The sequence below is a fragment of the Cryobacterium sp. 10I5 genome (assembly GCF_035019865.1).
In the GTDB taxonomy this organism is placed as follows: Bacteria; Actinomycetota; Actinomycetes; order Actinomycetales; family Microbacteriaceae; genus Cryobacterium; species Cryobacterium breve_A.
Genome location: NZ_JASJVI010000012.1, coordinates 15,109 through 33,142 on the forward strand (window position 1 = coordinate 15,109; position 18,034 = coordinate 33,142).

Here is an 18,034-nt window from a genome sequence, read left to right on the forward strand (position 1 = left end):
TCGCGAGGTCTCAAACCGGGCCGGCGACGCCGACCAGGTTTCCGGCGGGGTCCCGGAAATGTCCGACGGTGATTCCGCCGGCCTCGTTGCGCTGCGGTCCAAGAACGACGGTCCCACCCAGCTCCTGGGCGGTCCGGAGCGCATCGCTCACGTTCTCGACGCCGACGTAGAAGATCGAGTGCGGGGCGAATCCCGCGCCCCCGCCGATTCCGCCGGCCGCCGGTCCCCAGCCGGGTTCCGGGGTGATGAAGGAATAGTCGGCGGATGCGGAAATCGCGGGTGCGACCGGGGCGCCCGCGGGTGCGTCCCACCCGAACAGCGCCGAATAGAATTCGCGCAGCCGTGCCGGATCGGGGCCGATGAGTTCGAAGTGCACGACGGGATTTCCCATGCCGCAATTCTGCACCCGAAGGGTTGCGGCCGGTCTCGTTCGGTCGTGGTCGAGCTCTTGACCGGCCAGGTCCTTGAATGTATCGTCAGTTTTGATACAAGTTTGTCTGGTGGGCGACGACAGGGGCGGGCGTCAGATGGTTTTTCGCATGTGGTTCTTCTACGGCTTCCTTCAGTTGGCGACAGCGACCATCGTGCCGCTCGGCATCCTGCTGCACGGCGTCCGGGCGGATGTCCGCGACCAGAGTTCCCACGCGCTGGAGTCAGCTGAGCAATCAGGGTGGGAGTCTGCGGCAGTGACGCACGTCCGCCGGGCCAGGCTTTCTGCGGGGACCGTCTCCGGGCTCCTCATCGTCGATCTTCTGTGGGTCAGCTGGTTCAGCGGATGGTTCGGGGGCGCACCCGACTATTCAGCGAATTGGCTACCTCGGATTCTCCCCATGTCCATCGCCGCAGCCGCGATCCTCGTGCTCGTCCTGCTTCCCTCGCGCTCCAGGGGAACGGGCCGGGTGCTTGCCGCCGAGATGGACCTTCAACCACGCAATCTCGGATCCTTCGGCTCACCCTGGTGGTTCGTAGCCTGGCTGCTGTCCGCGGTTGCCCTCGTTCTGACGGTGGTCCTCGCCGGGCTGGTCTCCAGTCCCGATGAAGAGGGCCGTTACTCCATCCTGATCATCGACCTCGGGTCGGCGAGCGCCCGAGGCGATTTCCTGGGCTGGTTCTATGGGGTGCCGCTGCTCTGCGCACTCGGAGTGCTGATGGTTCTCACCCTCCTGGCCCTGTGGTCGATTGCCCGCCCGACGGTGGCGATGCGGGCCGCACGCACCGTGGATATCCAGCTTCGACGGCTGCAGACCCGGACTGTGCTGAGCCTGAGTTCCGGCGCACTACTCGTCACCCTCGGGCTCGCGTGGATATCGATCGGTTCCGCGGGGCGGATGTATATCGGGACGACCTTCCCCGGTGTCGGCGATGTGAAAGTCGGGTCGCCCCTCGAGGCGATCGCGATGCCGCTCTGGGCGGCCGGCTTCGTCGTCGAGGGGCTCGGCCTCGCCCTGATCATGCTCCCCGTATTCACACGGCGCATCCGAGTCTCCTCGAGCGTCGCAACGCCCCGCCCCGTTCCCGCGAATACGGGTGCAGACGTCGAGCGGTCCGAGCAGTGTCGTTCCTGAGCGTTGAGGGTCCCGGGCTGCCCTCAGAGCAGATTCACCGGCAATTGCGCAGCCGCATTCTTGCAGGCACCCTCGCAGGCGGGGAGCGGCTGCCTTCCGTTCGGCAGCTCGCCCGGGACCTCGGTGTCGCATCGGGAACGGTCGCCAAGGCCTACAAGCTCCTCGAAGAGGACGGTCTCGTGGTCTCGCGCGCGGGCGCGGGCACGCGGGTCAGCGGCTCCGTTTCCAGCCCGCCCGCGTCCGTCATGAAGGCCGCGAGGGAGTTGACGCGCGTGGCAGCCGCCAACGGCGTCCAACTCGACGAGGCGATCCTCGCGCTGCGCGCATCCTGGCCGCAGGAATAACGGATACGAGCAACGAGGCTCGCCGTCGAAAGATGCTCCTAGCTGGCTGAACCACCGGCAATGGCGTAGGACCACAGCTCGCTGCTGACGCCGACCGGGCGCGCAGCGGGCTTGCCGTCCTGCGGAGCCTCACTGCGGTGGCCGTGCGCGAATGCGGGAGACGTGGACCACGCCTGGAAGGACGCCTCATCGGCCCAGCGCGTGATGACCAGCCAGGTGCTGCGATCGTCGGTCGGCTGCAGCAGTTCGAAGCCCTCGAAACCGGGAGCGTCGTCGACGGCCCCGGCGCGGGCGGCGAACCGACGAGCCAGCTCATCGCCGTTGTCGGCCGGCACGGTAATCGCATTGATCTTGATGATCGTCATCGGGCTTCCTTCTGTCATGGATACGGGGGTGACCGCGTCTTTCGCCCCATGCTGCCACCGCAGGCTGCATGAACCCTCGGTGGCCCGCGCGGGATTCAGCTGGCGCGTCCTAGATAATGGCGGCGCGCAGTTCCGCTGCTGCTGCAGCAGGGTCGGCCGCGCCGTAGATGGCACCGCCGGCGACCGCAACGGTCGCACCCGCTCGCTGCACACCCTTGATCGACGTGAGGTTGACGCCACCGGCGACGGAGAAGGGAACCTTCGAGGCCTCGCCGTCGTCGAGGAGGGTCTGGAACGTGAAGCCAGGCTCGGCCTGCTCGTCCAGTCCCGCGTGCATCTCGACGAACACGGCACCCATCGCGGTGACCTCACGGGCCCGGGTCACCTTGTCGGCGACGCCGATCAGGTCGACGACGATTCCCTTGCCGTGCGCTGTGGCGGCCTTGACGGCTCCGATGATCGTGCTGTCCCCGGCCGTTCCCAGAACGGTCACGAAGTCGGCTCCGGCAGTGAACGCGATGTCGGCCTCGAGCTCGCCGGCATCCATCGTCTTGAGGTCGGCGAAGACGAGCTTGTCCGGGTGTGCCTTCTTGATCGCGGTGACGGCACGCAATCCTTCGCTCTTGATGAGCGGAGTGCCGAGTTCGATGATGTCGACGTGCGGTGCGACCTGTGCGGCAAGAGTGAGGGCGGCGTCCAGCGTGATGACGTCCATGGCGACCTGCAGTTTCATTGCTGATTCCTTACTTCGGTTGTGCTTGATTCACCCTGTTGGCCGCGGTCGCGGGCAGGGAAGCATGAGGGGGCCTATTCGAGGTTTGCGTGCCGGGGCCACAGCTCTTCCGCAGTGGCGCCCGAGTTCTTCCAGAGTGCGTCGAAGAGGGCATCGCCGACGAGGACAAGCGATTGCTCGAAGAGCCCGCCGGAGTACTGCGCCGAGATCATCCCGGCGTGGTCCTGCTTCGTCGCGGCCGGAACCACGATGACCACGTCGGCGAGTTCCCCGAGAGGAGAAGTCCGGTCCGTTGTGATGGCGACGACGCCCGCTCCGACACCTGCCGCCGTGGACGCGGCGCGGACGATGCCGGCCGTTGTGCCCGACCCGCTTGCGACCAGGAGGACGTCCTCGCCGGTGATCGCCGGGGTAGTCGCGTCGCCCACCACCTTGACGTCCAGGCCCAGGTGCATCAGGCGCATCGCCGTCATCTGTAGCGCGAGTCCGGACCGGCCCGCCCCGAGGACGAAGACGCGATCTGCGGCGCGAACCCGGTCGGCCGCGCGGTCCAGATCGTCCCTCGAATCGCGCACCAGTCGCTCCACGACGCCCTGGACTTCGCCCGCAATGCTTCTGAGGGAGTCTGCCGTGCGAGCGGATGTCGTGGAATAAGCCATTGCCCCAGCCTGCGCGCCGCCCGCCGACGACGAGGCCATCCGAACGAGCGGATGTGACTACCCGTTCGGGTAGGTCCTCGCACCCTGAGTAGGGTGTGGGTATGTCAGAAGTGAGTATTTCCCCCTCGGTCGAGTTGCTCCTCGAACTCCGCAAGGTGCTCGCACACCCACTGCTCGGCATTGCGGGAGCATTCTCCGACCTGCTGCAGTCGCGTATCTCGCACGGCGCCCTGGTGATTTTCACCGAGGATTGCACGGGGCGCCCCCAGAAGAAGGCCGGCCAGGCAGAGGTCATCGACCACGTCACGATCGCGGAACTCGACATTCTCCGCGATGCAGTCGCCCTGCGCGGCGGATCGATCTGGAACGAACCGGCGCTGCTGGCCCGGTCGGAGCGGGCGATGTCGGCCTGGATCGCCTCGACCGGAGCCCTTCTGGTCCTGACCGATCCCGAGTTGACAGCGGCGGCGCCGACGGGAGTTCGCGAAACGCGGGACCTCGTCGCCGCACTCTGGGAACTGGTCGCGTCAGGCATCCGCAGCCAGGTCGTCGTGGCCACGCCGGACTACCTGCGCGATTCGCGGATGGCCTCGCGAGACCGGGCCACGCTCATTGCGGAGCTGACCGACGCCCACTCCACGACGCTGGAACTGCTTCTCGCGGTTCTGCGTTCACGACAGACCGGTGACGCGGCCGCGCGGCAGACGGCGATCGACCTGACCGTGGCCGCCATGGTGCAGCTGAGGGCGGTCAGTGACCGCGACCGCATCCTGTCCGAAGAACCCGTCGCCACGGCATTCGAGCGGCTCCGAAACGACCTGAGGCCCCTGGCGCGGTTCGGGGACCTCGACGTGCAGTTCATCGAACCGCCCGTGAACGGCCGCGCGTTGCCGGGCGAAGTCGCCCACGCCGGACGCGCGATCGTGCGCGGTGCAGTGCTCGCCCTGGTCGATCAGCCCGGGGTCGCCCGGGTGCGGGTGCAGTGGGACTGCGATGGCCACAACCTGCTGATCAACATTCGCGACGACGGCCCCGGCGACCTATCCGTTGAGACGCCGAGCGTGCGTCACCTGGTCGCCCGGGTGACGGCCCTCGACGGCGACTTCCACGTGGATGCGACACCCGGCTGGGGTTCGGACATTTCCGTCTCCCTTCCCCTTGACCCGCCCTCGTCAGCGATCGCGCCGATCGCCGGCTGGGGACTCACGGCCCGGGAACGGGCCGTCCTCGACCTCGTCGCCACCGGCGCGCGCAACCGGGCGATCGCGGATGCGCTCTCGATCAGCGAAAATACCGTCAAGTTCCATGTCGCGAACGTGCTTCGCAAGATGGGGGCAGTGAACCGCGCCGAACTTGCTTCCCTCGTGAGCCAGAACACAGTCGTCACTCCGGCAACATAAAGCGACATTGACCGGCTGTTCGTGTGATGCTTGGCAGACAGTGGTTTCGGAATCGGGGAAGGATTCTTCATGACTGCAGGTGGCTTGATGATCGTGCTCATAGCGGGTGGGGGACTGGGCCTGGCGGTCGTGATCCTCGCCGCGTTCTATCTGCTCTCTGCCCGACCGCGGGCGAGGGCCGCGGCTCGCGAGCTGAACGGGTCGAATCCAGAACTCGCGCGGGCGTTCACGAAGTTCCAATCCGACGTCGAAAAGGGCCAGCGCGGTCTGTAAGGGGATCGACGATGGCACGCACACTGACGCCCGCCCGAGGATTCTGGATCGGCCTGGTCATGACCGTCCTCGGTCTCGTTACGGTCCGGTTGCTGTACACGTCGCTATTCGGCCCCTTCAGCCCGGACTTTCTGTCGACCGGTTTGATGCAGTTCGTCGGAGTGCTGCTTCCGGGGCTCGTCCTGCCGTTGGGGATGGCGTTGATGGTCACATCCGTTGTCGTTCGCGCCTTGGCCGACGAATCGGTGATCTCCATCGTCAAACCAGATGAGGCCACGGAAGACACCCCGACGTGGCCGCTGCGGCTCACGTCACGCGCTGCCCTCCTGCTCGGACTCGCGTTCGCGGCGATCGGCCTCGTGGCTGAGCTGAACATCTCGACCTGGACCCAAACCATCCAGGGAGATTCGACCTTCCTCAGAGACTTCGTCGTCTACCTGGGTGGTCCGTTGAGTGACCTGCTGCTCCCACTGGGCGTGCTCCTGGTCGCCGGCGCCTGGATACTCCGGACGATCGAGGACCGCCAGGGTGCCGAATAGGAGACGAGTTCTCGCCGCTCGCAATCATTGATCGCCGAGTATTCCCGTTCCGTCAGGTCATGTCGCCCGTCTCCGGGGTGGAGCCCTTCGGGCCGTAGCGCAGGAGGATCGTGCCTGCCGGGGACGGGGTCCCGGCGCCGAGCAGCTCGAGGGATGTCGGCGGCCCGTCTGCTGGGAAGAGGCGCTTGCCGGCACCGAGCACGATCGGGTACACCCAGAGGTTCAGCTGGTCGAACAGGCCGTCGGCGACAAGAGTGCGGGCGAAATTGATGCTGCCGATCACGTGGATCTCCTCGTGCCGATCGCGCAACCGGGCCAGCTCCGCGGCGAGGTCGCGACCAAGCAGGTGCGAGTCACGCCAGGTCAGGTTCGGCGCGCCCCGGGACGCGACGTATTTGGGGATCGCGTCGAATTTGCGCGCGATTTCGGACTCAGGCCCGTCGAGCTGGTGTGGCCAATACCCGGCGAAGATGTCAAAGGTGCGCCGCCCCAGAAGCAGGGCGTCCATGTCCCGGATTCCCGCGATGATCTGGGCGCCGTCCGCTTCGTCGATGAGCGGTGCCTGCCAGCCACCGAACCTGAAGCCGCCGTCGTTGTCTTCCTCGGGCCCTCCGGGAGCCTGGGAGACTCCGTCGAGCGTGGTGAACAAGTCGATATGGATGCGACCAGTCACGACAACTCCTTTCGTCGCGGCGTTGAGCCGCCTCAGCTAGCACCTTGCAGGCCAATCGCCACCGTGTCAAGAACCCGGAGGGGGCCGACCGCCTAGCGGGATGAGGTTACGGAGGGGTGAGGCGGTTCCGTAACGCCTCGTTGCGTAACTCGACGACTCCAGTTACGTTACTAATAGGAACGTTATAAGGAAGGCGGTTCTGATGTCGGAGTCACCGATGGCACCGCGCCGACCCGGCGGTCGCGGCAGTGATCTGGGTCGCCCACGCGATCCGGGCATGGATCGGTCGATTCTGGCCGCCACGATCGAATTGCTCGCCGAGGTCGGCTACGTCCGCTTGTCCATCGCGGACGTCGCCCGGCGGGCCGGCGTGAGCAAGCCGGCCATCTACCGGCGATGGGCGCAGAAGTCCCAGCTCGTCGTCGAGGCGATGGTGACTCAAATGCGTCCGGCACCGAGCAACGAGAGCAGCAGCGCGGCCGACGCCCTGCTGTTCCTGACCGAACAGCTGATCGATATCCTGACCCGGACTCCACTGGGGCGAGTGCTGCCCGGCCTGGTCGCAGAGATGGCCGTCGATCCCGAGCTCGCCACCAGCTATTGCGAGTTGATCATCGGGCCCAACCAACTCGAGTGGCGCGCGGTCGTCAGACGCGGAATCGCCTCCGGCGAGCTCTGCGCCGACACCGACACCGACTTCGTGATCAACGCGCTCGCCGGGCCCTTGTATTTCAGCCTCCTGATCACGGGTGAACCGATCGAAGCCGGCTACGCGCGGTCAGCCGTCGATCTGGTCCTCGCCCGCTTCGGATCGGCAGCCCGCGCATGACCAAGACTCTCGTGCGGTGGTTCGTCGTGGTCATCCTGATCGCACACGGATTGCTCCACCTCCTCGGCGCAGCAAAGGGTCTCGCCTGGGCCGAGGTGGCGACGCTGACCGAGCCGATCGCGCCGGCACTCGGCGTGGTGTGGCTCGCCGCTGCGATCGCGCTCGTCGTGACCGGGGTACTGTTCGCGGCCCGCGCACGGATGTGGTGGGTAGCCGGATTCGTCGGCCTGCTGATCTCCCAGGCCGTCATCCTGACCTCGTGGAGCGACGCCAAGGCCGGGACTCTGGCCAACCTGGTGCTTCTCGTTGCCTTGGGCTATGAGCTCGCGTCGAACGGTCCACGAAGTTACCGTGCCGAGTACCGGCGTCGTGTCGCTACCGCGCTTCATGAATCCGCACCCGGCATGGATTCGATCGTGTCGGAAGCCGATCTGGCTCACCTCCCCGCACCGGTCGCCGAGCACGTCCGGCGTTCCGGCGCCGTCGGCCAGCCCCGGGTCTCGTCGCTGCGCGCCATCATCCACGGCCGGATCCGCGCCAGCGCCACGTCGCGGTGGATGACCTACACCGGCGAGCAGGTAAACACCTATGGTCCCACGCCCAGTCGACTGTTCTGGATGGACGCCACGATGTTCGGCGTGCCGGTCGACGTGCTGCACGTCTTCGTCGGCCGATCCGCCACGATGCGCGTCAAGCTGTGCTCCGTACTCCGAATGGTGAACGCCGCGGGGCCCGAGATGGATAGGGCGGAGACCGTGACCCTGTTCAACGACCTGTGCATTTTGGCCCCGTCGGCACTCGTCGACGCGCCGGTAGCCTGGCAGCAGATCGATGACACCCATGTCCGGGGCGTGTTCACGAACGGTCTGCAGACCGTGAGCGCCGACCTGACCTTTCGCGGCGGTGACCTCGTCGACTTCCGCTCAGATGACCGGATGAGCACGTCGCGTGACGGCTCGACCTTCACGCCGCAACCGTGGTCGACGCCGGTGGGCGACTATCGCCTGTTCGGTGCCCGCAGACTCGCCACTCACGGGGAAGGTCGCTGGCACGCCGCCGCCCTACAGGGTGAGTTCGCCTACCTCGAATACAACCTCGACGAGATCACCTACAACTCCGGTACCGCAGAGACGCGCATGTGACCTCTCGCGGAAACGCGACCGGTCCGGCCCTTGCCGTGTGGTCGTGAGCGGGTGTCAAATCGACTACAACGGTGGGGGAAAGTCACGACAACGACGTCAGGAGCTTCATGTCCGGAAAAGGCACACACGGCTCGTCCACCGGCACGACAACGCCGGCGCAGCGTCCAGAGAAGATCCGCAACGTTGCCCTGGTCGGCCGATCGGGGGCCGGCAAGACCATGCTCGCTGAAGCGTTCCTCGCCGCCACCGGGGCCATCAACCGGATGGGATCGATCCTCGACGGCACCACGGTGAGCGATTCCGATCCGTCCGAGGTCCACCAGCAACGCTCCGTCACACTGTCGGTTCTGCCGATCGTCGTCGACGACGTGAAGGTGAACCTGCTCGATACCCCCGGCTACGCCGACTTTGTCGGCGAATTGCGCGCCGGCCTCCGGGCGGCGGATGCCGCGCTGTTCGTCGTCTCCGCCGTTGACGGTGTCGATGCAGCCACCACCGCACTCTGGGCGGAATGCGAGAGCATCGGGATGCCCCGCGGCGTCGTGATCAGTCGGATCGACCATCCGCGGGCCCGTTATGAGACGGTCCTGGCCGAGCTCCAGGGTGCCTTCGGCTCCTCTGTCCTGCCGCTCTACGCGCCGATCCGCACGGCCGGGGGCATTACCGGGTTGCGGGGACTGCTCTCCGGAACGGTGTCGGACTATGCGGCGGGCACCCTTCGTCCCGTCCGCCGGCAGACGAACGAGGCCGAACGGGCCGACTCCGAGGCGGCACGGGCTGTCCTGATCGAGGGCATCATCGCCGAAAGCGAGGACGAGACGCTGATGGATCGCTATCTCGACGGCGAGGAGATCCCCGTCGACACACTGATCACGGACCTGGAGATCGCGGTCGTCCGCGGGTCCTTCTTTCCGGTGCTGGCGGCATCCGCGGAGACCGGCGTCGGAGTGACGGAGGTGCTCGACCTGGTGACCGGAGCCTTCCCGTCGCCGGTGGAACGCGGCGTGCCGGCGGTGACAGACCTGGACAGTGGGCAGACCGGGCCCCTGGCGTGCGATCCGGACGGGCCGCTGGTCGGCGAAATAGTGCGCACCACCATAGATTCCTTCCTCGGCCGCGTCTGCCTGGTTCGGGTCTTCTCCGGCACCATCCGGGAGGACTCGACCGTGCACATCGGCGGATCGGGGCTGGCCGATCGGGGCCGAACTGAGCATGCCGGTGACGAGCGCGTGACGCACCTGCAGTTCCCGATGGGGTCGGCCCTCAACCCGGCGCAATACTGTGTCGCCGGCGACATCTGCGCGCTCACCAGGATGTCGAGCGCGGAGACCGGCGATACGGTTTCCGCCCCGGAGCGGCCGATGCTGGTCGCGCCCTGGGAGATGCCGGAGCCGCTGATGCCCGTCGCCGTGCAGGCGGCGACCCACGGCGACGAAGACGCGCTCGCCAGGAGCCTGGCAAAGGTCGCCGCCGTCGACCCGACACTGCGAGTGGAACGGAACGCCGAAACCCACCAACTGATCCTGTGGTGCATGGGGGAGGCGCACGCCGAGGTCGTGCTCGACAGACTGCGCGGCCAGGGCGTGAAGGTGGAGACCGTCGGTGTCATCACGCCGCTACGGGAGACGTTTGCCCGGGCGGTCGCCGCGCGCGGGCGGCATGTCAAGCAGTCCGGTGGGCACGGCCAGTACGCCATCTGCGACATCGAGGTCGAACCACTCGAACGCGGAGCAGGGTTCGAGTTCGTCAACCGGGTCGTCGGAGGGGTGGTCCCCGGTCAGTACATCGGGTCGGTCGAAAAGGGCGTCCGGGCGCAGATGCAAAGGGGCGTCTCCGCTGGATTCCCGGTCGTCGACATCCGGGTGACGTTGGTCGGCGGCAAGGCGCACAGCGTGGACTCCTCGGATGCCGCCTTCCAGGCCGCCGGTGCCCTGGCGTTGCGCGAGGCCGCGGCCGCGAGCCGGATCCAGCTGCTGGAACCCGTCTCCGACGTGACAATCAACGTGCCCGACATCCACGTGGGCTCGGTGATGACAGACCTGTCCACCCGCCGGGGACACCTGACCGGGGTCACGTCACTCGGCGGAGAACGGAGTGAGGTGACCGTTGAGATTCCCGATGCGGAGTTGCTCCGCTATGCGATCGAACTCCGGGCGCTGACTGCGGGAAGCGGTTGGTTCCGCCGCGCCTACCTGCGGCACGAACCGGCGTCACCGAATGTGATCACCGATACCGTGACCATGTGAGTCGGTCAGGCCCTCTTTAGTTGTTCTTCAGCTCCTCAGCGAGCATCACGATGATGCCGCTGGGACCGCGGACGTAGGTGAGTTTGTAGATGTCCTCATAGGTCGCGACGCCGCGAAGCGGAAAGCAGCCGTGCGTCGCGGCTATCGCAAGGGCGTCGTCGAGGTTGTCGACGGAAAACGCGATGCGATGCATCCCGATCTCGTTGGGGCGAGTGGGCTCGGACTCGATCGCTTCCGGGTGGATGTACTCGAAGAGCTCGAGACGTCCATGACCGTCCGGCGTCTGGAGCATCGCGATCCTGGCGTGGTTGCCATCAAGCCCGACCGCCGTGTCGGTCCACTCACCCTGGACTTCGTCCCGGCCGATGACTGTGAGACCGAGGGCCGTGAAGAAGGAAACCGTTGCTTCGAGGTCACGAACGGCGATGCCGACATTCTCAAGCTTGATAGACATGCGTTTCATGCTACCGAGACGGATCGATCCCGGAGCCTGCGGTTTCGTTGGCCCTTCTGAACGCTCGTCGTATGCCGCCCCGCGCGAGCATAAGAACGATGATCAATACCGTGACCTGAAAGAAGCCGCCGAGACGGACGGCGTCACCGAAGACCAGGTCGACGAGTTCGAGCACCAGGAACTTGCTCCCCGGTAGCAGCAGCAACAGGGTGATCGCGTTGACGATTCGAACCCATCGAGTTTCGGCCGAGCGGATTCGCGCGACGATGTTCTTCTTGACCCTGAGCACAAGTTCAAGGACGACCTTGAGCAGGATCGCCGTCAGGAGTGCCAACAGGAAGCTTTCGGAGATGACGTCGGGAAACAGCTCGATGAACATTCCCAGCACCACGAGATAGACCAGCACGTCGACGAGGTCTATGGGGCGGATCCGCATGCCGCGAGTATAGCGACAGTGCCCGGACCGCCTTCGGACCCGACCTATTTGTTCATCTTTCGCTGCGTTCGCCGATAAGACGGAGTTCGTCTTCTCGGCTGAGTCCCGCTCGTCGCTCTCTGCCCAGGCCGCGAATTCGTTCGTCTGCGAGTGCATCGTGCACGGTCTCGTGGATGCTTCGTTCCATCGCCCCGGATTCGAGGAACCGTTGGCGGCTGCGTTGGAAGAACGCATCCGCGCTGCGGGGAAGCCAAAGGGGCAGGGAACGGGGACCAGCCCAATAGTTGACTCCGTGTGCGACCAGCCAGTCGTCGTCCGCCGAGATGAGTTCGCCATCGTGGCCTGCGACCTGCTGTGCAGCAGCAAGAACATCTGCGAGTTCTCGTTGGGTGCCGACAGCGTTGTAGGTGCCCGTGAGGCTGCGGTGACCGGCAGTGATGATCCAGGCAGCGAGGTCCCTGACGTCGATGAGCTGGGCGGCCCGGCCGTGGACATCGGGCACGAGAACAGGCTCATGCGAAGCCAGGGCCAGGCGAGCCACCCAGTAGCTGAACCTGTCACTGGTGTCGCCCGGCCCCACGATGAGACCGGGTCTGGCAGTGAGAAGTCGGTCGCCGACGGCCTGGGAGGTGACCCGTTCGGCTGCGACCTTGGCGTGGGCGTACTCAGTCGGGTCGGTTGGTTCGACAAGAGCGGCGTCTTCATCGGCATCCGCTTCACTGTTGCTTGCGTACACGGAGACGGACGACACCAACGTCCAATGCGGCGTGGTGTCGGCGAGAGCCGCAAGGGCTCCGGTGACGAGGCCGGCGTCGTAACTGAGTTCAATGACACGATCCCATTTGTGTTTCGACACTGCATCGTAAGCGCCTGACGCTCGCCGGTCGGAGCGAACGAGGGTCGCGCCCGCAGGCACCGATCCCGACTCGCCGCGAGCGAGGCAAGTCACTTCCTCGCCCGACTCAACCAGTTGCTGGGCGATCTCGCGACCGAGCCAGGCTGTCCCACCAAGAATGAGTGTGTGCGTCACGTTCACCAGCTAAGTGCATCAGACCTGCGCCGAACGGGCGGTTCGCCCTGAGCGCACGGCTGGGTGAAAACGAGGGTGGGCGTCGATCAGGCTTTTCGATATCAAAAAAGGCTCGGTTGAGCGTCTTTCGGGGCAGGCAGATCGGGACAACGGGGGATAGCCGTCAGGTCTGGCCGCTCACTAGAGTGGCGTCATCGTGTCGCTCATGAAGAGTGAGAGCGCAGGGACTGTTCGATTGCCCTCGGCAGATGGGCGTCACGAAATTTCAACTTCTTGGGGGACGCAGTGGCAGAACATGAACCGTGGTTTGGTCCGAAGAAACTGGGTGGCGGCTGGGGTCCGCGTACGTGGCAGGGGTGGTTGATTCTTGCCGTGTTCACCGTTGCAGTGGTTGTGGTCACGATCATTGCGACAACGCACGCCAGCTGACGATTCGACCGCGGTGCGGCGGCCGTCGAAGACCTACCCTTCGAGGAGCGCTGTGGCCACCCTCGGAGCTTCTCGGCGGCCCTGCGCTCGAGCCGCTGCGACGAGACCCGGCACGACCGACCTGTCCTTCACATTTCGGCCCTGCGCTTTTCGCGACGCAGCCGCACAGGTCGGCGATTCGTCACCATTCGGAAAGTGACGGCGACAAGTGCCAGCAACGCGACCCCGCTGATGGCGTACAGGACGCCTCCCAACCGTGTGTGGTCACCACCACTGACACCGAACGTGTCGGCTACGTCCATCCCGAGCGAGAATGAACCCCAGAAGTAGGCCGGTGCGCCGGCGACGATCAACGCGAGATGCCCCACGGCGACGGCACCTCGTCCGGCGTGCCCGGTGAATCCAAGGATGCTCAGCACCAGCGCGAGCCCGACACCAAGATAGGCCCACACAATCAACGCGAGCACTTCTGCAGGCACGCTTATGCCGGCCCCGTTGAGTCCCGCAGTGATTTCCGGATAGGTCAACGACGGGACGGCGGCTGCCGGATCCCATACCGTGATCGTCAGCACCATCACCGTCGCATACAACAACACGATGAGCGGTCCCACCAGCAACGAAAGTCGATTCCCCATTCGTGCACCATAGCGCGGGGCTGAACGTATCAGCCGGAAGTGTCGGCTTCGTTCGCCGGGAGCAACGGCGAGGGGGACTGCAGATTCGTGCAGAGGATGGTTCTCCACGATCTGCTCAACGGCGCGGGCGAACGGAGGTCCTTAGTCGTTCTGCATGAGTCCTGCAATGCTTCCATCCGGGAGCAATCGGATGTTGCGCGAGGCGGGCACTCTGGGAAGCCCTGGCATGGTCATCACGGCTCCCGTCATCGGAATAAGGAATCCTGCACCTGCCGAAAGACGAACCTCTCGGACCGTGATGATGAAGTTACGGGGGCGACCGGCAATTCTGGGGTCGTCAGTGAGGGAGAGGTGAGTTTTGGCCATGCAGATGGGGAGATTCGAGTAGCCCAGCTCCGCGATTCGGGCTATGTCTAGCTCAGCAGCTGGGGTGAACGCCACATCGCTTGCGCCGTAGACCACCGTGGCGATCTTGCGGATCTTGTCGTGCGGGGAATCCGATTCGTTGTAGATGAATCGCGGCTGCGGAGGTGCCACGTCGGTGAGATCGACCACTTCGCTCACCACCCGGGCGAGATCCAGCGATCCTTCGCCACCGCGCGCGAAACCGTCGGTGCGGGCGAATCGAACGCCGCGCTCAGCGACGGCTTCTTCGACCAATAACAGTTCCGACTCGGTATCGTTCGGGAAGAGATTGATCGCGACGATCGGCGTGAGGCCGAAGGCGCTCGCCGTAGCGAGATGATGCTCGAGGTGTTCCAGTCCTTTGATGAGCGTCGTGGTATCTGGCTCACCGCAGATCGCGACCGGCGCGCCCCCGTGCATCTTGAGAGCCCGCAGTGTGGCCACGATGACGACGGCGCGTGGCCAGATCCCCGCGAGACGGCACTTGATATCGAGAAATTTCTCGCCACCGAGATCGAACCCGAACCCTGCCTCGGTGATCGCGTAGTCACCGAGCTTCATCGCGAGGCGTGTCGCGACCACGCTATTGCAGCCATGTGCAATATTGCCGAAGGGTCCGCAATGCACGATCGCGGGGCCGCCCTCCTCGGTTTGCACCAGATTCGGTCGCAACGCGTCGCGAAGCACCACCGTCATTGCTCCGGAAGCCCGGAGGTCTCCTGCTGTGACCGCTTGCCCCGCATGCGTTCGCCCCACCACGATACGAGACAGGCGGTCCTCGAGATCTTCTAGACCTGACGCGAGGGCCACAATCGCCATGATCTCGCTTGCCGCCGTGATGTCGAAGTGTTCCTGGCGCGAGAGGTCGTCGGTCTTGGGGCCAATGCCAACGATACTTCGCCGGAGAGCGCGGTCGTTCATGTCGAGCGCGCGTCCCCAAGTGACCTGACCGGGATCGATCACGCCCCTGCCAGGGATCTCTTCTCGAAAGAATATTGCGTTGTCGACGAGCGCCGACAGCAGATTGTGGGCCGTGGTGATCGCATGAATATCGCCGGTGAAGTGAAGATTGATGTCGTCCGCGGGGGTGAGCGAGGCTCTGCCGCCTCCAGTACCTCCGCCCTTCGAGCCGAAAACCGGCCCGAGTGATGGTTCCCGCAGAGCAAGCACGGCGCTCCGTCCCAATCGACGCAGACCCATCGCGAGGCTTATACACACCGTGGTCTTGCCCTCACCCGCAGGCGTCGGGTTGATCGCGGTAACGAGCACGAGTCGACCCGTGCCGTTCGCGGGGCGGTTGAGCAGGTCGAGCGACAGCTTGGCTTTTCCCCGACCATACGGCTCGAGGTCGTCAACTCCGAGACCCAGCTCATCCGCCAGTTCGACAATGGTCTGGGGAGTGAATTGCATATTCAAACGCTATCAACGCCCATTGCCAGGTATCCCACTCCAGCCAGAATCGGCCAGAGTGCGATCTGTGCTGAGCGCGGGTCCGGTTGTGCGCGGCCGTGTGGACACGTGACCGACGGCATCCGCGTACTCTCATTGTGCCATCCCACAATGACACGTCCGCGCAGGCGGTCGCGATCTAGTGGACACGTCATCAGACGCTGGCCAGCGTTTCTTAGTGCGGATCGGCGTGAGAATCTGCGCCGGCTATCTGCCCGTCGCGTGGGTGCCTGGGGAACGGCCAATGATCTCGGTCAGCGCTCGCAGGGAAGGCGTCGCCTGGCGGAGTTGCTCCCGCGCGGTCGCATCGAGCTGTGCGAGCGCTTCAGCGATGACGCGTGAACTGACGTCGTCATAGCGTGCCAGGAGCCCTCGAGCGGTATTCGACGCGCTCACCAAGGTCGATCGGAGGTCTTCGGCTGCTGCTGTCCGATCGATGAGATCGGCGGTCGTCATGGTTTTGAGCAGGTTGCTGACCGTGGGTCGGGCGAGCCCGAGCCGGGCGGCGAGCCGTGCCGAGCTGATCGGGCCGGTCTCGACGAGGAGGCGGAGCAACTCAATCTGCGCCTCCGGCAGGTTGGGCAGATCGCCCGCTTCCTGAGCTGCCCTGAGCAGCGCTCGCCGGAGCGGACCGAGCGCCTGGGCGAGCGCGTGCGCCTGCGTTGGGGTTGTAGCCATACCTCGATGATACTCAGCGGTGTTTTGCTGACAAATCTAGTTTTGTGTGCAAAACTAAATTCATGACATCAACACCGAACATGAGTCAAGACACCGTCACCACCGTCGCGCAGCCCACCCCGCCGCAGGACCTCTCCGGAATCGTGGGATACCGCTTCATCTACACCTACGCGAACAACTGGCAGTACGAGATGTACGTCAAGAATGCGACGACGATGGACTATCGCATCCACACAGGCATGGTTGGCGGTCGTTGGGTGACCGATCAGACCGTCGATCTTGTCCAGCTGGACGACTCCGTCTACAAGGTTTCGTGGACCGAGCCGACCGGCACGAGCGTGGTTGTGAACGTGCTGCCGGCCAAGCGCCGCCTGCACGGCACGATCTTCTTCCCGCGGTGGATCGAAGAGGCCGGCTCGAAGACGGTGCTGTATCAGAACGATCACCTCGACGAAATGCGGGCGTTCCGCGATGCTGGCCCGACCTACCCGATTTACGTCGTTCCGGAGTTCGCCAGGATCACCCTCTTCGAGTTCGTCGGTGAAAACGACGACACGGTCGTCTCCACGGCGCCGAACGACCTTCCCGCCGGCTTCGCAGACCGCACGAACTGACGACAGGTGAAGAGCGCCGCCAACGAGATGCGGAGCCGGTGCGAAACTCGATGAGCCGAGCGTCTGCCTAGTACGGACAGTTCAGAGAAGTGACCCATAGACAGAGCGGACGTCTATCGCTCCGCCACGGTCATCCTCTTCGAATTTGAGGCCGATCTTTTCCGCGACGCGTCTCGAGGCCTGGTTGTCGGGGTGGATGATCGCGACCAGGTGGGCTGCCCCTAAGACGTTTCGGGCGAAGTCGATACAAGCCGAAGCGGCCTCGGTCGCGTAGCCTCGTCCCTGAAAACTTGCCCGCACGTGGTAGCCGACCTCAAGTTCGGGTCGACCGTTGACGGCCTGCCAGGTGAGGCCACAGTCGCCGACGAACTCACCCGTCTTCGTCGCGATGATCCACAGACCGTAGCCATGCTCGACGTAGTTGCGTTTGTTCCAGTCGATCCACCCCTGGGCCTCCTCGCGGCTCTTGGGTCGCGGGTAGTACTGCATCACGTCCGCGTCAGCCAGCATGGCAGCCATGTCGTCGAGGTCAGCGTCCGTCATGTTTCGAAAGGTCAACCGGTCTGAGCGAGGGAAGGACATGCTCCGACCTTAGGAGAAATCCGTGCCAGAGAGATAGGTCGACTAGCTCTTGAGTGGCTTCCAGCGCGGCACTTCCTGCACTGTGCGCGGAGGCGCTTTTTGGAGCCGGGCAGATGACCTGAAGTACAAGAACGCCAGTGACGCATCGACCATTACGCTGATCGAGACGTTGAATATCAACTTCGGTGGCGCAGTGGTCGCAACGAGAACGCCATTCGCGGAGCTCAGAACAAGGAGGGATCCGATGATGTATCCGGCTCGGGGTCTGGAAGTCATTCTCCACCGGGCGCGGGGTGGCGCGATGGGTTCGCCCAATTCGCGGAAGGATCGCACACCTCCGAAATAGAGAAGGAGAGTCAGCGAGTTTGCGACCACGGCAGGCATCGGATTCGGGAACATCAACGGCTGGATCGCAATTTCGATCGCCGCCAGGGAGATCACCCCGATAAGGATGTAGGCGATCTTCCAACGCGTCTTACGCAGGCGAATCATGGCTTGAGCCTAGTGGCGAGAGCGATTGAGCAAGACCGAGCTCGAACGGGCTGAAATCTCCT

At 64.8% G+C, this 18,034-nt stretch carries 22 protein-coding genes; 9 read left to right on the plus strand and 13 right to left on the minus strand.

All coding sequences use genetic code 11. The features are described from left to right. Positions 1 to 10 precede the first annotated feature (10 nt). On the minus strand, positions 11 to 391 hold the full coding sequence (locus QN350_RS05860; RefSeq protein ID WP_322139135.1) for a VOC family protein: 381 nt from the start codon (positions 389 to 391) through the stop codon (positions 11 to 13). A gap of 148 nt (positions 392 to 539) precedes the next feature. Between QN350_RS05860 and QN350_RS05865 the strand changes: the two genes are divergently transcribed. Continuing rightward, positions 540 to 1,565 (plus strand): hypothetical protein, encoded by a 1,026-nt coding sequence (locus QN350_RS05865; protein WP_322139136.1) that lies wholly within the window; start codon positions 540 to 542, stop codon positions 1,563 to 1,565. Then, entirely contained in the window at positions 1,553 to 1,909 is a 357-nt protein-coding gene (locus QN350_RS05870; protein ID WP_281534181.1) for a GntR family transcriptional regulator, read from the plus strand. Before QN350_RS05865 ends, QN350_RS05870 begins: the two co-directional genes overlap by 13 nt. 38 nt (positions 1,910 to 1,947) lie before the next feature. Here the strand turns inward: QN350_RS05870 and QN350_RS05875 are convergent, their stop codons facing one another. From QN350_RS05875 to hxlB, 3 genes are all read right to left on the minus strand, one after another. Beyond that, positions 1,948 to 2,274 carry an antibiotic biosynthesis monooxygenase family protein gene (locus QN350_RS05875; protein WP_281534182.1) on the minus strand — a complete coding sequence of 109 codons (327 nt, stop codon included), beginning with the start codon at positions 2,272 to 2,274 and terminating at the stop codon, positions 1,948 to 1,950. Between the two features lie 109 nt (positions 2,275 to 2,383). Next, positions 2,384 to 3,007 (minus strand): 3-hexulose-6-phosphate synthase, encoded by a 624-nt coding sequence (gene hxlA / locus QN350_RS05880; protein WP_281534183.1) that lies wholly within the window; start codon positions 3,005 to 3,007, stop codon positions 2,384 to 2,386. Positions 3,008 to 3,081: 74 nt separating this feature from the next. Next, positions 3,082 to 3,666, minus strand: coding sequence for a 6-phospho-3-hexuloisomerase (gene hxlB, locus QN350_RS05885; protein ID WP_281534184.1), 585 nt, complete (start codon positions 3,664 to 3,666; stop codon positions 3,082 to 3,084). Positions 3,667 to 3,767: 101 nt separating this feature from the next. Here hxlB and QN350_RS05890 point away from each other — a divergent pair, with 101 nt between their 5' ends. The 3 genes from QN350_RS05890 (at position 3,768) to QN350_RS05900 (ending at position 5,878) form a co-directional block, all read left to right on the plus strand. Beyond that, positions 3,768 to 5,066: a helix-turn-helix transcriptional regulator gene (locus QN350_RS05890; RefSeq protein ID WP_322139137.1), complete on the plus strand. Its 1,299-nt coding sequence runs from the start codon at positions 3,768 to 3,770 to the stop codon at positions 5,064 to 5,066. Between the two features lie 69 nt (positions 5,067 to 5,135). Further along, the gene (locus QN350_RS05895; protein ID WP_322139138.1) at positions 5,136 to 5,339 is read left to right on the plus strand and encodes a hypothetical protein; all 204 of its coding nucleotides are present in this window, start codon (positions 5,136 to 5,138) and stop codon (positions 5,337 to 5,339) included. 11 nt (positions 5,340 to 5,350) lie between these two features. Further along, the gene (locus QN350_RS05900; RefSeq protein ID WP_322139139.1) at positions 5,351 to 5,878 is read left to right on the plus strand and encodes a hypothetical protein; all 528 of its coding nucleotides are present in this window, start codon (positions 5,351 to 5,353) and stop codon (positions 5,876 to 5,878) included. A 52-nt stretch (positions 5,879 to 5,930) separates the two neighbouring features. On the opposite strand, the gene QN350_RS05905 is transcribed toward QN350_RS05900, so the two are convergent. After that, positions 5,931 to 6,551, minus strand: coding sequence for a dihydrofolate reductase family protein (locus QN350_RS05905; RefSeq protein WP_322139140.1), 621 nt, complete (start codon positions 6,549 to 6,551; stop codon positions 5,931 to 5,933). A gap of 277 nt (positions 6,552 to 6,828) precedes the next feature. On the opposite strand from QN350_RS05905, the gene QN350_RS05910 reads away from it, so the two are divergent. The 3 genes from QN350_RS05910 (at position 6,829) to QN350_RS05920 (ending at position 10,768) form a co-directional block, all read left to right on the plus strand. After that, positions 6,829 to 7,380, plus strand: coding sequence for a TetR/AcrR family transcriptional regulator (locus QN350_RS05910; protein WP_322139141.1), 552 nt, complete (start codon positions 6,829 to 6,831; stop codon positions 7,378 to 7,380). Beyond that, positions 7,377 to 8,522: a DUF6544 family protein gene (locus QN350_RS05915; RefSeq protein ID WP_322139142.1), complete on the plus strand. Its 1,146-nt coding sequence runs from the start codon at positions 7,377 to 7,379 to the stop codon at positions 8,520 to 8,522. Before QN350_RS05910 ends, QN350_RS05915 begins: the two co-directional genes overlap by 4 nt. Positions 8,523 to 8,629: 107 nt before the next feature. Continuing rightward, the gene (locus QN350_RS05920) at positions 8,630 to 10,768 is read left to right on the plus strand and encodes an elongation factor G-like protein EF-G2 (protein ID WP_322139143.1); all 2,139 of its coding nucleotides are present in this window, start codon (positions 8,630 to 8,632) and stop codon (positions 10,766 to 10,768) included. A gap of 16 nt (positions 10,769 to 10,784) precedes the next feature. Here the strand turns inward: QN350_RS05920 and QN350_RS05925 are convergent, their stop codons facing one another. The 6 genes from QN350_RS05925 to QN350_RS05950 all read right to left on the minus strand — a co-directional run bounded on the left by QN350_RS05925 (position 10,785) and on the right by QN350_RS05950 (position 16,284). Next, positions 10,785 to 11,222, minus strand: a complete 438-nt coding sequence (locus tag QN350_RS05925; protein ID WP_322139144.1) for a VOC family protein — start codon at positions 11,220 to 11,222, stop codon at positions 10,785 to 10,787. A 10-nt stretch (positions 11,223 to 11,232) separates the two neighbouring features. After that, a complete protein-coding gene (locus QN350_RS05930) occupies positions 11,233 to 11,658 on the minus strand; it encodes a hypothetical protein (protein ID WP_322139145.1) in 426 nt (141 codons plus the stop codon). A 52-nt stretch (positions 11,659 to 11,710) separates the two neighbouring features. Next, positions 11,711 to 12,694 carry an NAD-dependent epimerase/dehydratase family protein gene (locus QN350_RS05935; RefSeq protein WP_323507838.1) on the minus strand — a complete coding sequence of 328 codons (984 nt, stop codon included), beginning with the start codon at positions 12,692 to 12,694 and terminating at the stop codon, positions 11,711 to 11,713. 551 nt (positions 12,695 to 13,245) lie between these two features. After that, complete coding sequence (locus QN350_RS05940) at positions 13,246 to 13,752, minus strand: hypothetical protein (RefSeq protein ID WP_322139147.1); 507 nt, start codon at positions 13,750 to 13,752, stop codon at positions 13,246 to 13,248. A 141-nt stretch (positions 13,753 to 13,893) separates the two neighbouring features. Next, complete coding sequence (locus tag QN350_RS05945; protein WP_322139148.1) at positions 13,894 to 15,567, minus strand: formate--tetrahydrofolate ligase; 1,674 nt, start codon at positions 15,565 to 15,567, stop codon at positions 13,894 to 13,896. A gap of 246 nt (positions 15,568 to 15,813) precedes the next feature. After that, positions 15,814 to 16,284: a MarR family winged helix-turn-helix transcriptional regulator gene (locus QN350_RS05950; protein WP_281534195.1), complete on the minus strand. Its 471-nt coding sequence runs from the start codon at positions 16,282 to 16,284 to the stop codon at positions 15,814 to 15,816. A gap of 62 nt (positions 16,285 to 16,346) precedes the next feature. Between QN350_RS05950 and QN350_RS05955 the strand changes: the two genes are divergently transcribed. Beyond that, positions 16,347 to 16,898 carry a phenolic acid decarboxylase gene (locus tag QN350_RS05955; RefSeq protein ID WP_322139149.1) on the plus strand — a complete coding sequence of 184 codons (552 nt, stop codon included), beginning with the start codon at positions 16,347 to 16,349 and terminating at the stop codon, positions 16,896 to 16,898. Positions 16,899 to 16,979: 81 nt separating this feature from the next. Here QN350_RS05955 and QN350_RS05960 read toward each other — a convergent pair whose 3' ends face one another. Both QN350_RS05960 and QN350_RS05965 read right to left on the minus strand, forming a co-directional pair. Next, on the minus strand, positions 16,980 to 17,480 hold the full coding sequence (locus QN350_RS05960) for a GNAT family N-acetyltransferase (protein WP_322139150.1): 501 nt from the start codon (positions 17,478 to 17,480) through the stop codon (positions 16,980 to 16,982). A 42-nt stretch (positions 17,481 to 17,522) separates the two neighbouring features. Continuing rightward, on the minus strand, positions 17,523 to 17,972 hold the full coding sequence (locus tag QN350_RS05965; RefSeq protein WP_322139151.1) for a hypothetical protein: 450 nt from the start codon (positions 17,970 to 17,972) through the stop codon (positions 17,523 to 17,525). Positions 17,973 to 18,034 lie beyond the last annotated feature (62 nt).